This window comes from Daejeonella sp. AP26, from assembly GCF_056680515.1.
On sequence record NZ_CM155286.1, the window covers coordinates 2268286 to 2283011 of the forward strand.

The following is a 14726-nucleotide window of genomic DNA, read 5'->3' on the forward strand; positions in this document are numbered from 1 at the left end:
AATCTATTTAGCGTTAATTAATTGTTCATTTTTGAATATCCAGCGGTTCAAAAGATTATGAGGAAACTCCAACACCACTTTGTAGAAATCCGAAGGACTGTTTGTTACGTCAATGACCGCAGAGCTATTTTTTACCGGTATTTCGGCCATTAGTTTATAGCTGTCGATTCCACCGGACTTGAAATTATTCGTTGTGCTCACCCATATTTTCACTTTTCCGGCCGGATCCAGCGTCTTCCATTTCAGTTGTATCTTATTACCCTTCAGCACAGCCGACGGCTTTATAGCTGAAAGCTTCCCGGTTAGCGGTATGCCATCAATTTCAAACATCTTTTTCTTCGGGATGCGAACATCAAGGAATGATGCCAACGATGGCATAATGTCGACAATTCCAGGATTCTCATGAAAGAAATAGCTGTTCAGGTCTTTGGCATTGGTAGCAATCCATATAGCTCTTTCCCTTTCCCCGTGGCCACCATGGCCGTAACCACTGCTATCTCTTCCATGATCGGTAGTAACATAGATCTGCCATTCTTCATTATGATTCTTCTCACGAAACTGAATGGCCTCATATAAACGTCCGATCTGATCATCGACTATCCGCACCGCATCCGTCAAATATTTGCTGTTACCATGCCTGTGCCCCATTTCATCAGAGTATTCCAGATATACCCACGAAAGATCCGGAGCATTTCGCTTGATCGTGGCCACCGCTGTATCCACCACTGCTTCATCTATCAAATGATAAAAATAGCCCGAAGTATCATGAGGAAAGGTAATGGTATCCAGTTCCATCCCGTCGTAATGGAACTCCGGAAGCAGATTACCGGCCACAGCTGCGTCGCTGCCGATCAACTTGGTCCGGTTGTCTAGCCAGGTGGAGAAAATGGCTGTTTTCTTCTCAGGATACTGCGCTTTAAAAAGGCGAAAAATATTCCAGTAGTTGTAATTGGGGGCTTCAATTTCATTTCCCCAAACATTATGCTTATTTACCCATGTTCCTGTCAGCAGGCTATTGTACCCTACCGCAGAAATGGTCGGTGTTTGAGAATAATTTCCTTTTTCCCCGCCAACATAGGCTCGTGCAAAACCACCCTGCGCAGTCATCTTTTTTAAATGGGGCATTGGCAAACTTTCAATCAGGTCTGCCGGAATACCGTCCGCGATTACAAAAATTGCTTTATGCTTCTTTTGTGCCCATGATAAGTTACTTGTAAAGAGAAAAATGATTATAAACAGAATTTTATACATGCTGACTATCCTTTTAAATATTCTTAAATCTACTCCCGTCACTTAGTCATCACTACTATTATTCAGTTTAAATTCGATACTATCCTGCAATTTTATAATTTCACTGAAACAATAAGCATAATAGTATATTGATGACACCAGCATTAGAGCATCTACCCAGAGAGAACGAGGAGTCGTTTGTAGTAAGAGACTTTGATTATAACTACTATCCCACCCCCTGGCACTATCATCCTGAATACGAGCTGGTACTGGTCACGGAAAGCACAGGAAGGCGCTACATTGGCGATCATATTTGTGATTTCAAACCGGGCAACCTGGCGCTCATAGGGCCAGACCTACCGCATACCTACCGGAATGAAGCTGACTTTTATCATCCATCATCAGACCAGAGGGCAAAATCAATTGTCATTCATTTTTCTGAAGCATCTTTTGGTAATAATTTCCTTGGACTGCCTGAAGCCAAACCCATAAAAGATCTTTTAGAAAGATCCAAAATGGGACTTGAGATTACCGGCAGCACCAATCGGCTGGTAAGTAATAAATTGCACGAAATAGTCGGATTAACGGGATTGAAGCGCTGGTTTTGTTTGCTGGAAATGCTCGTTATTCTTTCGGGATCGAAAGATTTGAAGCCTATTTGTCAATCGTCATCTATCGGCAAAAACGATAAAGAGTCAATCAGACTATGCCTTGTTTTTGACTGGATATTATGTAACTACCAAAAAGCTTTAAAAGTTACCGAGGCAGCAGCGATTTGCAATATGTCCGAAAGTGCGTTTTCACGCTTCTTTTCCCAGAGAACCAGAAAGACGTTTTCCGCCTATGTAAATGAGCTTCGCCTAAATAAGGCCTGCATACTTTTACAGGAAAATGAATTGTCAGTTACTGAAATCTGCTATAAATGCGGATTTAATAACATCTCAAATTTCAACCGGCAGTTCCTGAAACAGTATAAATTGAACCCCATAAAATACCGCAAAATGTTTTTAGAATTAGCTAACTTTTGAAGAATATAATATAGCAGGCGCTAGAGCGAAGCGCCGGCATTTATAAAGTCAAAATCGTAGTAAGCTGTATCGTGATATTTATGATTCCAAAATAATTCACGTTGTTATCAAGCTGAGAACCTCGGAAATAACACTTCACCGCTTCGTTATCCGTATGACCTGGCCGCCGCCAGCCGCTAATTTCAGAGCCAGCACATCTGCCCTGGTCACGGTTTTAACTTGTTTGGTTAAATGGTTGGGATTTTTTTCGGCATCCGGGGCATCGGTGTAAAGCTCGGCGCTATAGTTTCCCTGCGGTAAAAAACCTAATGACACTTTTATTTCCCGGGCTTCGTTGTTGTTTATTGAGCCTACATACCAGTCAGTTCCTTTACGACGGGCGATGGTTATGTAATCCCCCACCTGGGCATCGGGAACTACCGTTTCGTCCCAGCTTGTTGGTACATTTTGTAAAAACTCAAAGCCTGGCTGGCCTTCGTAAGCGGATGGATAGTCTGCTACCATAGTTAGATAGCTTTCCAATACCACATACATCGCCAGCATATGGCAGCGTGTGCCTGCCATCAGAGGGCGGGTGAGTTGCGTTTTAAATTCAGGATTGGCAACTGCCCTGAACCCGCCCAAATGATAATCCGTAGCTCCGGCAAGCATCCGGGTGAACGGTATATCAATGTCGTGGTCAGGACTTATCCCTTCATCGCTCCATTTCCTGCCATTGTATGCTTTGTTTTAGAGTTCGTTTCGGAAGAAAGCCCCTTATGAGTCAGACAGTTCAGGGTAGCAAGGTTCCTGGTTGTAGAAATCTGTATTTTATCGGGATTATTCGGGAAATTAAACGTTCTTTAACTTCGATGCATATAAAAATTAATTTGGTTCGGGTGGGTTAAGTTTCCACCCATCACTTTTGGTAAATAAAAAATATTCACTTTGGCTCCTGCCTTACCCCGCTACTCCGTCACGTGCTGCACCACTTTTCCGCCTGATTTCTCTTTCAGGATAAGTTTTTTTCTACCGTCAGGCAGCAGCTCTTCCTTAATCAGGTAATGGTCCTTATCGTACTCTTTGTATTGATCCTGCTCTTCTGTCCCTTCTTTCCCTCTCCAAACTTCCAGATCCACCGGCTCCCATTTTTTTGTCTTAGCTGATTTGTAGCATGCGTCCATAATGGCATTGACGACGTATCCGTCATAGAAACTTTCCATAGGGGCTACCCCCTTGTCCATAGCATTAAACATATCTTCAAACATTTGGGGGTAACCCAGCGCATGAGCCTCATCTCCCACCGGGAATAGCCATCCGCTCTCACTTTCTGCTTTTTCTGCCACATATCCCTTTTCCCCTATACTGGTATACATCTCCATTCCTGTTCGCATGAAATGGTCGACCCGGATACTACCTTCTGTACCGGTTACTTCATCCCTTAAATCCATGCCTCCCCGGTAAGTCCAGCTTACTTCAAACTGGCCCACGGCGCCGTTGGCATATTTCACCAGCCCAATGGCGTTGTCTTCCGCTTCTATGGGCTTTACCAGCGTGTCTGCCCAGCATATTACTTCCACGGGCCGTACATCTTTGCCAATATAGTTCCTGCCGATCTCAATGCAATGGCAGCCCATGTCGATGAGGGCGCCCCCGCCTGAGTATTGCGAGTCCCAAAACCAATCGCTGTGCGGGCCTGGATGGGCTTCCCGGGAGCGGGTCCATAACACTTTCCCCAAAGCCCCATTCCCGATGGAAGCTAAAGCTTTGAGTGTTTTAGAAGGATAGGCCAAATCTTCCAAATACCCATGAAAGACACCTGCCTCCTCTACTATTTTCAGCATTTCCAAAGCTTCCGTTGCATTTCTTCCCAGGGGTTTAGTGCATAAGATAGCCTTGCCTGCCTGTGCAGCTAAACGTACTGCTTCCAGATGAAGGTGGTTCGGCAGGCCAATAACTACCACATGGGTGTCGGGAGATTGGATGGCCAGCGCCATGTCAGTCTCCCAATGAGGAATATCCCATTCTGCGGCAAATTTTCGTGCCCTTTCTTCAGAACGGGAATAAATGGTGTGGACCCGGTCTGGCTTCCGCTGCCCATGTAAACTCATTGTATAAAAAGTACCGATCAGGCCGGTTCCTAAAAGGGTGATTTTGTATGGCTGATTTCCCATGTTAATAACTTATGTGTGAGCCTAAATGGTTATTATAATCCTGTACAAGACAGGCATGTATAAAAAATACACTTCCTGTTTCAAATTGCCTACTTATTAAGAGACGCAAAAACGCCGGAGGCATATTGCAGATCTTTCTGATGCGCCGCCACCGCATTCATGGTGTTTGGCGATTGTTTCTCCACGCACTGCTCCAATACCAGGTGCGGGCGCACTTTCAAAGCCCGAAGCTCTTTGGCTAACCTCCTATAATCTATATCACCCTCACCGAAGGTCTCTGACCATATACCGTTTTTTGACTGCCTCAGATGTATCTCAGCAATCCGGTTACCATATAGGCGCACAATATCAAACAGGGCGAGCTGCGAGTTGCCTGCGCCTCTGTAAAGCCAGTGAACCTCCAGGCAAAGTGCTACATTTTTCGGATCTGTGGCAAGCATCATATGGTGGAACTCCCGTGCACCGTTACGCATCTCAACATCGTGATTATGGTAGGCCAGGACGATGCCCTGCTTCCGGAGCTCAGCGCCCATCCGATCCAGGTATACAGCCTGCATCTCTAATTCCGCGTCCGTTTTGTTCTCTTCTCCGCCCCAACGGATCGGGCTGGGGTTGGTCACTATTATTTTTACACCCAGTGGTTTTGCGGCCTCCGCAATAGCCTTCACCCCTTCCAGGCTTTTCTTCGCGTCCTGCTCCGTGTGCAGGGTGCATCCCACGTATATCGACCGCATTTCCAGTTTGTGTTTCTTTAGTAGCGGCGCCAGCAGACTTAGTCCTGCGGGCTCATTAACAGAAGGCTCATATCCCACACAGCCCGACTTGCGGAACTCGTGCAGGGAAACATCCATGTCGGCAAACCAATCACGGCCCTCCCGCTCATAAAAAGTGATCCAGGAGTACTCATTCGACGCGATGTGCAGCGGATCGGCTACAGTATTTTGTGCCCACGCCTCCGAATCAGGTAGAAGGCCCGCCGCTGTCAGGGCGGCAAGGGCTCCGAGGAAATTGCGACGGTTTTGTATCATGAGCTTATGTTAAATTTTTAAGAATCTATCTCGTATTTCTATCTAAATGGATGTGATACTTAAGGCAGGAAGTGAATCCAGTTGAGGCTCAGATAACTCTTGCCGTCATGCCCTTTCGGGAAATTAGAAGATAACACATAGATCGTGTGTTTTCCACTCAGTTTCTTTATCCTGACAGACTGTTCCTTCCAGTTGGTGACATTTCTTTGGTTTCCCACTGTAGGCTGTAAGTCCAGCGCTCCAATTTCGGGGCCATCAGGTTTATCTGCCCTGAAAGATAATCTGCAGGGGAAAGGAGTTGCAAAAGCTACCTGGAGTTTTCCTATACCAGACATATCAATATCCCGGAAGGTTATGTAACTCTTCTCTGATGGGAAGCGGATGTAGGCAGTGTTATAAATGACCGCCCCGGTATTCTTATCGCTGTAGGTGGCCCACATCTTCGCGTTTCGCAAGATATGGTTGTCCTGCCCAACCTGCGGGGAGGTTTTTCCAGCGCCATTGTCTTTATATAGGGCCCGGAATACATAGGGGCCTTCGGCTTTTTCATCCGGCATGAATGTTCCCTTTGCCGGTAGCCGGTTCAATGCCTTCTGCTTCTTTCCTATATCCAGAATGTATTTTATCATTTCAGCTACCTCCTCTTTTGTTAGCTGCGGGTGTGCCGACATGGCTATCTCGCCCCAGTTGCCGCTTCCGCCCTTGATAACCTTTTGGGTCAAGCCATCTACCGCTTCGACCTTATCTTTATAGCGTTCCCCGACCTGCAGCCAGGAGGGGCCTACGGACTTTGACTTTTCCTGATGGCAGCTCATGCAGTCACTTTGATTTATGAACTGCTGCCCCGGATGAAGGTAAAGGGAAGCCGATTTCTCCTGTTCCTGGGCCAGTAAGGTTAAATCGGTACCCATATCGGCCATATCAACCGTAAGCAGTACATCCTGAGCTGGAATTTTTCCGGCAGTTACACTACCGTCTTCCTTGTCATTCACCAACACCTGGTAGGCTACCGGCTTCCGCGGCCAGTAAAAGCTTTTGTTGCCTAAAATGTTAATGGCAACTTCCGGCTTTTCGTTTCCTGCCTCAATCCGGATCTCCTTGGTCGTGCTCAGGCCGTGGTTATCCGTCACCTTCAGACGAACCAGGTAATCCCCGGGCCTGGTGAACTGATACCTGGTTTCAGCCCCCTGCCGGAATTCTTTATCCTGCCCCACTAGCTGCCATTCATATTTCAGTTTATCATCTTTATCGTTATCATAGGACGTCGTTGCAGAGAAAGTAGCCTCAAACGGCACAGCACCGGCTGTTTTGCTTACCCCAGCCAGGGCTACCGGAGGCCGGTTCCCTTCTATATAATCAATGCGGGCGAGGCGGGCGTTCGGGTGCTGGGAAAACCAAGCCGGTCCATATTCCAACACATAGAGCGCTCCGTCGGGTCCGAACTCCAGGTCGATCGGGTGGTCGAACTTCGCGGTAGGCATAAACCGCTCAATCTTCACCAGCTCTCCGTCTTCGTCCAGGGTCACTACGTTTATCCAATCGCGTATCCACTCGGCGATGAACCACTTGCCGTCGTAATAATCAGGAAACTTCCGTTTATTCTTCACCCAGGCTGGCTGCTGCTTATAAAGGTCAGCATGATAGAAAGGGCCGGCAATCGGGCTTTTGCCGCCCGTGCCCAGATTTTTGAATTCCTTCGACTCATCGTAGGAGTACCAGATCAAAGCGCTCACGGCTGGAGGCAGTTCCTGTAGCCCGGTGTTATTTGGTGAATTGTTTACCGGCTTTTTGGGATCGAAGAAGGGTCCGATTTTCCCGGTGGCGTAGTCAAAATCCGCATATGGTTTGTTGTCTCCGGCAAAATAGGGCCACCCGAAAAAGCCTGGCTTCTTTGCCTGATGCCATTCGTCATAGCTGATCGGTCCTCTCGCCGGGTCGTCGATGGTGTTCTGCCCTACGTCGCCCCAGTACAACCAGCCGGTTTTAGCGTCAACCGTGATCCGGTATGGGTTACGCACGCCGATGGCATAGATCTCGGGCCGGGTTTTGGGGGTGTTCTTAGGGAACAAATTTCCTTCAGGGATAGAATAGGTGCCGTCCGGCTCCGGCTTGATGCGCAGTATTTTCCCCCGCAGATCATTCGTGTTGCCCGCCGTCCGCTGCGCATCCCAATACTCCCGCCCTTTCCGCTCGTCAATGGAGTTATAATACCCGGGATTATGCGGGTTGGTATTGTCGCCCAAGGCTATGTATAAATTCTTGTCAGGCCCAAACGCCAGGGAGCCTGCCGTATGGCAACACTCCGTTCGTTGGGTAGGGATCTCCAGCAGAATTTTCTCAGATTTCAGATCCAGTAAGTCGGACTTCAGTACAAATCGGGACACCCGCTGCATTGGCTTTCCGCCAACCGGTGAGTAAAAAAGGTATAGAAAATGATTGGCTGCAAAGTCAGGGTCTATGACCAGGCCCACCAGGCCATCCTCCAGCTCCTGAAAAACGGGCAGCTTTGCCAGCACACGTACCTTGTTTTGCCTGGTGTCATATAGCTTCACCAGGCCGGCGCGTTCGATAAACAAAACGTTTCCGTCAGGCAAAATCTGGAGCTCCATGGGCTCATTCAAATCAGACGCCAGCTCTATTTTCTGAAAACGGGTTTGATCAGGTATTGCCAAGGACGCCTGCTTATTGTCACTCGTTCCTTTGCAGGAAGAAAGACCTCCTGTTATAAAAATGCATATGCTAAAGAACACAAAAAAATTGCTATTGTAATTCCGGAAAATGGTCCTGTAAATTTCAGAAGGTTTCATTCAAAATATTTTACCCTTAAACTTTCTTAAAACTATAAACACTTCGGCAATCATTCTACATTAATTCAGTCTAAAACTGATACTTTCCTGATATAAAAATCCCGCATTCAGAGGAATTTAAAGCATATTGCTTCAATATTGAAATATAGGCAACGAATATGAAGCCTGCACTGGAACATTTGTAACCTCGCCCTGGCAATTCACCGGAGTATGAATTGGAACTGGTAACCAAAAGTACCGGAAAACGATTTATTGGTTATAAGATAAGTGAATCGAACCGGGAAACGTGGCTTTAACAGGCCCTTATTCTGCCTAAATGTACAAGAATGAGCTTATATACAATGAGCCTGAACCGGCCAGAAGGGCAAAGTCCATGGTCATTCATTTTTCAGAAAATGCATTTGGTTATCCCTTCCTGTCCTTACCGGAATGGAGCAGGGGCTTTGGAGTTAACGAGACAAATTGGGGGCTAACGACTAAGCTAACTTATGAACCTTAGACAAAGTAGCCCGGCTGTATAGGTCATATGACATTTAAACTATTACATTTAGTCGAAGTTTTACACGTACCCACTTATATTTTATGATAAGAAGATTCTTGTTGGCCCTTTTTCTTTTATTCGGAACACTTTGCGTACATGGACAAAAAAATAAAATCAGCACAGCAAGCGAACTCAAAAGGCTTAGCGCGATTGAAGATCTACCCCTTTATATTCAGCAAACGGCCGTTAAGCAGTTTTCATCGTACGATACGACCGGGAATAACGATGATGGTTTTAGCGGGAAATATTCATTCATAAGAAAAAATGCGGATGCTTCCTTAGTGCTCTTTGAAGACAAAGGGAATGGCGTAATCAACCGTATATGGACTCCTACGCCCAACGACGACATTTTCGATTTTTATTTCGGCGGCTCGTCTAAACCTCAATATTCCATTAAATTCAGCGACTTATTTTCTGGCAAAGTGTATCCTTTTATTGCACCCCTTACGGGTAACGAGTTAGGGGGATATTATTGCTACTTTCCCATCACTTATAAAAATGGGTTGAAAGTTGTATCGCGGGGGAAAAAAGTAGAGTTCTACCAGATACAATACAGAAGTTATCCAAAGAACTCCAAAGTAAAAGGCTTTTCAGCACAGCTGGATTCAAACGCAAAATCCGAGTTAAGCTCGATCGCCGAAAAGTGGAAAAACCTTTGGAACCCGGCAGGCGCTTCCTTAGTTAAGGAAGCATTGTTATCACCTGGCCAGTCTGTAACGCTGGCCGAACTCAATAAAGGCGGGCGAATCACCGGCATCAGGCTGAAGCATTCGGACGTATTCAGGGGATTAAACAAACAAATTTCAATAAGAGTTACCTGGGACAACGAGCCAACGCCGGCCATCTATATGCCTGTGGCCGACTTCTTTGGCTATGCCTTCGGCAAGGAATCAATGCAAAGTCTGCTTCTTGGTTCTGCTGATAACGTAAACTATTGTTACTTCCCTATGCCCTTCAGCCGGAATGCTAAGATCGAATTAGTGTACCAGACAACCGATCAAGGTATTAAGGCAGCGCCCATTAAAATAGATGCCGAAATTTACGTATCAGACAAGCCGTATAACCCGGGTATAGAAGGTAAGTTTTACGCTTTTTGGAATCCCAATAAAAAAACAACTGGGGGTGAACCCCACCTCTTCCTGAAGGGAAAAGGGAAAGGACATTATGCAGGCACTATTCTCCAGGCTCAGGGTTTAAACCCCGGAATGACCCTGTTTTTCGAAGGTGATGATGTAACGCGGATCGATGGTGAATTAAGAATACATGGCACCGGCTCTGAAGATTATTTTAACGGAGGCTGGTACGCCCTGTTAGATCGCTGGGATAGAAAAATGAGTCTTCCCCTGCATGGTTCGCTGGACTATTCTTTGCCATTTGCCAGAACCGGCGGATACCGGTTATTTATATCCGATAAAATGCCCTTTGAGAAGGAAATAACACATACCATTGAACACGGGCCGGAAAACAATAATATGCCCGGCGACTATACATCGGTAGCTCTTTACTACGCAGGAAAACCCGTTCATGAGAATCAGCAATCGCCAGCCAATAATTCGTTGCTAAGTGTTTACTTGCCAACAACCTTTATGCTGTATCCGCAACTCATACAGTACACCATCGCAGGGCAGGTTAAAATTGATGGTAGCGTTATTCAAACCACTAATGGAGGGCAGGTTAAAATTGACCTCAGCGAACTCCCTAAAGGCAGATATAAGCTCTATGCAGATGTAGAGAAAAACACCGACGGCGCAGAATTCAGCATCTGGCAAAGACAAAAAAGGGTCAGCGAACCGATCAGCTTTTATTCTGAGAAGAAAGAGCACCTGCCGAAAAGGTACTTGTGTGAGATTGATTTAGATGATTTTAGAAATGCGATCACATTACATATCAAACAAGATGCAGCAAAGTCAGTGTTACACATAAACAGGTGGATTTTAATACGGGCGGATGAGTGATGCAAATGAGTAAATGTGCAAATGAGTAGATGAGCAAATGAGCAAATGAGCAAATGAAGGGGAAAGGGAGGATGTGCAACCAGGAGAGCCCGCGTCTGTAAAGGCTGGAACTTTGTCAAAGAACCCTACGATTCAAACAGACCAGCAGCCGGAGATGCCGGAAGATCGGTAATTTACCAGGTTTTTTTCCGCCTCAGACCGTTGAACTGGTTAAAACAATATATTGATATATTAAATCTAAGGATTTTATTATAGAGGGTCAGACCCGTAAATACGATGCAAGACAAACCGAAGTATGAACCCGGCCAAAAGCAACAGAACTCCGGAAATAATTACTTGTGAATCCAATGAAAAAGCCATTAACAAACAGCCTGTTAAGCCTAATACCGGAACCGTTTTTCCATACCGTTGCTCATGAGCTGGTTGTATTAATGCGGCTAGGTTCGTAATACAGTAGTACAAAAGAATGGTAAAAGTAGCCGCGGCAAGGATAAATTTAAAATTGCCGAAAATACACAGGAGTAACATAATGATGCCCGTGGTAAAGATCCCGATATGCGGAATGCTGTTTTTGGAATGGATCTTTTGGAAGACCGGCCATAGATCGTTTTTTCTACCCATCGCAAACATCATCCGGCTGATGCCTAAGATCTGGCTAAGCAACACACCCAGCATAGCAGAAGACGCCCCTATGGTAATTACTGTTTTTATCGCTGGCGTGTCCAGTGAATTTGCCGCAAGCTGCAGAGGGGATTTACTACCAGCCATCGCTTCGGTGCCAATTACCCCAATGGCCACAATACACACAAAAGCATACAATATAATAGCTACTATTATGGTGATATTCACTGCACGCGGTATGGTCTTTTCGGGATCTTTAACCTCTTCCGCCAATGTGGCAACGCGTGCATAACCTGTAAATGCAAAAAACAACAGTGCGGCAGCTTCCGCTATGCCCGAAATGCCGAATCGTGTAAAGGGTTCAAAGTTTCCGCGTTTGATGGCTGGAAAACCGCTGATGATAAAATAAACCAATGAAATCAGGGTGACCGAAACGATAATCAGGTTCAATCCTCCCGCTTTTTTAATCCCTAAGTAATTGGCCAGGGTTAATAGGATTATCGCAGTTACCGAAAGCATCAAAGGCGAGCCCACTGGCGCCAACTGATAAAAATAGGTTCCGAAGCCCATGGCAACCACTCCCCCTGCAGCAAGCTTACTCACCAGGAACATCCAGCCTGCCGAAAATCCAAAAGCGGGATTAAGCAAGCGATAGCCATACTCATAAGTACCGCCGGCATGTGGGTAAACTGCTGCAAGTTGCGCAGAGCTAAGGGCGTTAAAAGCAGCAACTATGCCGGCAAGCAACAGGCTTATCAACATCGCCGGGCCGGCAACACCTGCGGCTACACCGGTTACTACAAAAATTCCGGCACCGATAATGGTCCCTAACCCGATTCCTATAGCGTCCTTAAGCGTTAATGCTCTTAAAAGCCCGTTGCTTTTATCATGCTTCATATTTCTCAGGGTCAGAAAAGCGTTTGATTTACTATTTTTTGGTCCCTGGCTGATATGAATTTCAGGTGCGCAATTACCAGCCGAATTTCAAAATAGGTGTAATCGCTGCCCAAAACTCTTTTAACTTCCTGAATTCCGATTTTACCGTCGCTTACTAACGACCGGATAATGTCCATCCTATCCGGCAATACCAGCTCATTGATCGGCACATGGCCCGCCTCCACAAAAAGCGCAATATGGTTTTCGAGCATTGGAATGCCCAGCTTTCTTTGCTCTGCTATTTCGGTAATCGATTTACCTTCGTTGAACAATTTCAGTGATGCCTTTTGGGCGGGTGTAAACAGGCTGCTGGGCAGAACGGTACCACCAGCGTCCGGTTCTGCACGTATCACTTTTTTGGTTATCCGGTTTCTAAGATCTTGTATTGCAGCGCCTTCAACCATGAGATTCCACAATACCGGGCAATCGTTGATCATTTTTAACTGGTCGCTCGCCTGGCGCTCCAATTTGCTATAGAATTTAACCAGGTCTGCTGGCGCCCGGTTGATAAGCATTTGTGTAAGCTCCCTTTTTAATGGGATAATCAGTTTAGTGCTCAGCTCTCCGGAAAAATAGATTGCTGCTTCAGTGAGTCGCCCTGCGCCTTTCGCTTGCCCTTCCGGGCCGGCGCTCCAGTGCTGATCAAGCTGGCGCAGGAACTTCGCGGCGATATCGCTGATCTTCATCATTTCGGGCAACAGGTTTATGGCGGGTTCCAGGTAATGGCTCTTTGCACTGAAGCGGTAGTTTTCCAGCGAAGAAGGCCATCGTTCCAGGTAGTTCACCAGGTGAAACAGGCGGAAGGCGTTGCGAATATAATGGTAGATATAGTTTCTCTTTTCGTGCTCAAGGATGGACTCAGGCGACTCAGCCCCGCCGATTCTTTTAGCAAAGGCGACGACTTCGGTGCGCGAAACCATATTGTCGGGGCGGATCGGCGTGAGCAGTACCACGCCCTCAAGCGTTCGGACGCGGCTCAGTGCCACGTAAACCTGGCCCGCGGCGAAGGCGCTGCCGGCATCAATGATTGCCTGGTCGAAGGTGAGTCCCTGGCTTTTATGAATCGTAATTGCCCAGGCCAGTCTGAGGGGGTATTGCCGGAATTCGCCGGTACTTGTTTCGCTGAGCTGGTCATTTTCATTCTGCTGGTACTGTATGAATGTCCAGAGTTCCTGCTCCACATCCAGCGAATCGCCATCGGGAAAGGTTACCTGGATATGATTTGGGTTAAGGGATGTTACGGTTCCGATTTTCCCGTTGAAATAGCGGTGCTCCCCGCGCAGATCGTTCCGTACGAACATCACCTGTGCTCCTGCTTTAAGGTGTAACTCCTGTTCTACCGGAAGGCTCTTCAGGTCCACATTTCCGCTTGACGATGCCTGGTAGATCACTGATTCGCCCGGCAGCTTCGCCAACTCCGCCAGGTTAATGTCATGAGCCATCCGCCGGTGAGAAGTGAGCCTGATATAATGTTCGGCGTGTGGAGGCTGAAAGGCCGGCAGATACTTACCCGTCAGTACCTCAAAATCGGCAGCGTCCGGTTCGTTATTCCGGATGTTGTTGAGTAATCTCAGGAAGACGGGATCTTTTTGTCTGAAGACGGTAGTCAGCTCAATATATACCGGCTCAGCACAAAGCATCACCCGGGCGTCGAAAAAGAACACAGACCGGTAGTACCTGAGAAGCTCCGCCTCTTCCGCGGGCGAGGCCACGGGTGGCAACTGGTACAGGTCGCCAAAGTACACAACCTGAACGCCGCCAAAGGGGTCCGGGTTGCCCCTGACGTGCCGTAGAACCTGGTCAATAGCGTCCAGTACATCGGCACGCACCATGGAAACCTCATCGATCACCAGCACTTCCAGTTCACGCAGGAGTTTTTCCTTTTCGCCTGTCAGCGTGTACTCACTGAGTACCGTTTGTATCGTTTTGAATATGGGCGAAGTACCCGGTACAGGCAGGATCAGCTCCGGGGGAAGCTTAAAAAGCGAATGCAGGGTCACTCCGCCTGCATTTATCGCCGCCACACCGGTGGGTGCGGCAATGATCATCTTTTTGCGGCACTTTGTCTTGAGCTCCCGCAGCAGCGTGGTTTTTCCCGTTCCGGCCTTCCCTGTTATAAAAATATGCCGGCTGGTTTCGTTAATAAACGAAATGGCGAGGTCCTGTTGCGATGCTTTGTTGTGATTCATTTGCGGCATCAAAATTAAACATTATGGCTCAGTCAACAGGGATTCGCTATTGTTGCTTTTAAAGTCTGTAGCTTCCCTGTCCATAAAAATAGAAGCTGATAAATATTGTTTCTGCTGTTTTGACGGCATTACTCAAGAAACTTTAGTCTGTGAATTATCTTCTTTTGTCGCTACCGCGGGTCTTACTTTTTTTCTGCAGGCAAAAAAAGTAAGCAAAAAAGCCCGCCGCTGCGTTTGT

General features: G+C 46.8%; 10 protein-coding genes. 3 read left to right on the forward strand and 7 right to left on the reverse strand.

All coding sequences use genetic code 11. From position 1 onward, the window contains the following. Positions 1 to 3: 3 nt before the first annotated feature. The gene (locus tag AC1MCB_RS09760) at positions 4 to 1251 is read right to left on the reverse strand and encodes an alkaline phosphatase family protein (protein ID WP_479968560.1); all 1248 of its coding nucleotides are present in this window, start codon (positions 1249 to 1251) and stop codon (positions 4 to 6) included. A gap of 131 nt (positions 1252 to 1382) precedes the next feature. On the opposite strand from AC1MCB_RS09760, the gene AC1MCB_RS09765 reads away from it, so the two are divergent. Beyond that, positions 1383 to 2258 (forward strand): AraC family transcriptional regulator, encoded by an 876-nt coding sequence (locus AC1MCB_RS09765; RefSeq protein WP_479968561.1) that lies wholly within the window; start codon positions 1383 to 1385, stop codon positions 2256 to 2258. A gap of 135 nt (positions 2259 to 2393) precedes the next feature. On the opposite strand, the gene AC1MCB_RS09770 is transcribed toward AC1MCB_RS09765, so the two are convergent. The 4 genes from AC1MCB_RS09770 to AC1MCB_RS09785 all read right to left on the reverse strand — a co-directional run bounded on the left by AC1MCB_RS09770 (position 2394) and on the right by AC1MCB_RS09785 (position 8246). After that, positions 2394 to 2909 carry a glycoside hydrolase family 97 C-terminal domain-containing protein gene (locus AC1MCB_RS09770; protein ID WP_479968562.1) on the reverse strand — a complete coding sequence of 172 codons (516 nt, stop codon included), beginning with the start codon at positions 2907 to 2909 and terminating at the stop codon, positions 2394 to 2396. A 296-nt stretch (positions 2910 to 3205) separates the two neighbouring features. Then, positions 3206 to 4411 (reverse strand): Gfo/Idh/MocA family protein, encoded by a 1206-nt coding sequence (locus tag AC1MCB_RS09775; RefSeq protein ID WP_479968563.1) that lies wholly within the window; start codon positions 4409 to 4411, stop codon positions 3206 to 3208. Between the two features lie 89 nt (positions 4412 to 4500). Then, positions 4501 to 5439 carry a sugar phosphate isomerase/epimerase family protein gene (locus AC1MCB_RS09780; RefSeq protein WP_479968564.1) on the reverse strand — a complete coding sequence of 313 codons (939 nt, stop codon included), beginning with the start codon at positions 5437 to 5439 and terminating at the stop codon, positions 4501 to 4503. A 59-nt stretch (positions 5440 to 5498) separates the two neighbouring features. Then, positions 5499 to 8246, reverse strand: a complete 2748-nt coding sequence (locus AC1MCB_RS09785; RefSeq protein ID WP_479968565.1) for a PQQ-dependent sugar dehydrogenase — start codon at positions 8244 to 8246, stop codon at positions 5499 to 5501. A gap of 326 nt (positions 8247 to 8572) precedes the next feature. Between AC1MCB_RS09785 and AC1MCB_RS09790 the strand changes: the two genes are divergently transcribed. Both AC1MCB_RS09790 and AC1MCB_RS09795 read left to right on the forward strand, forming a co-directional pair. After that, complete coding sequence (locus AC1MCB_RS09790; protein ID WP_479968566.1) at positions 8573 to 8719, forward strand: hypothetical protein; 147 nt, start codon at positions 8573 to 8575, stop codon at positions 8717 to 8719. A gap of 109 nt (positions 8720 to 8828) precedes the next feature. Next, positions 8829 to 10742, forward strand: coding sequence for a glycoside hydrolase family 172 protein (locus AC1MCB_RS09795; RefSeq protein WP_479968567.1), 1914 nt, complete (start codon positions 8829 to 8831; stop codon positions 10740 to 10742). 249 nt (positions 10743 to 10991) lie between these two features. Here AC1MCB_RS09795 and AC1MCB_RS09800 read toward each other — a convergent pair whose 3' ends face one another. Both AC1MCB_RS09800 and AC1MCB_RS09805 read right to left on the reverse strand, forming a co-directional pair. Continuing rightward, complete coding sequence (locus AC1MCB_RS09800; RefSeq protein WP_479968568.1) at positions 10992 to 12260, reverse strand: APC family permease; 1269 nt, start codon at positions 12258 to 12260, stop codon at positions 10992 to 10994. An 11-nt stretch (positions 12261 to 12271) separates the two neighbouring features. After that, complete coding sequence (locus AC1MCB_RS09805) at positions 12272 to 14488, reverse strand: helix-turn-helix domain-containing protein (RefSeq protein ID WP_479968569.1); 2217 nt, start codon at positions 14486 to 14488, stop codon at positions 12272 to 12274. Positions 14489 to 14726 lie beyond the last annotated feature (238 nt).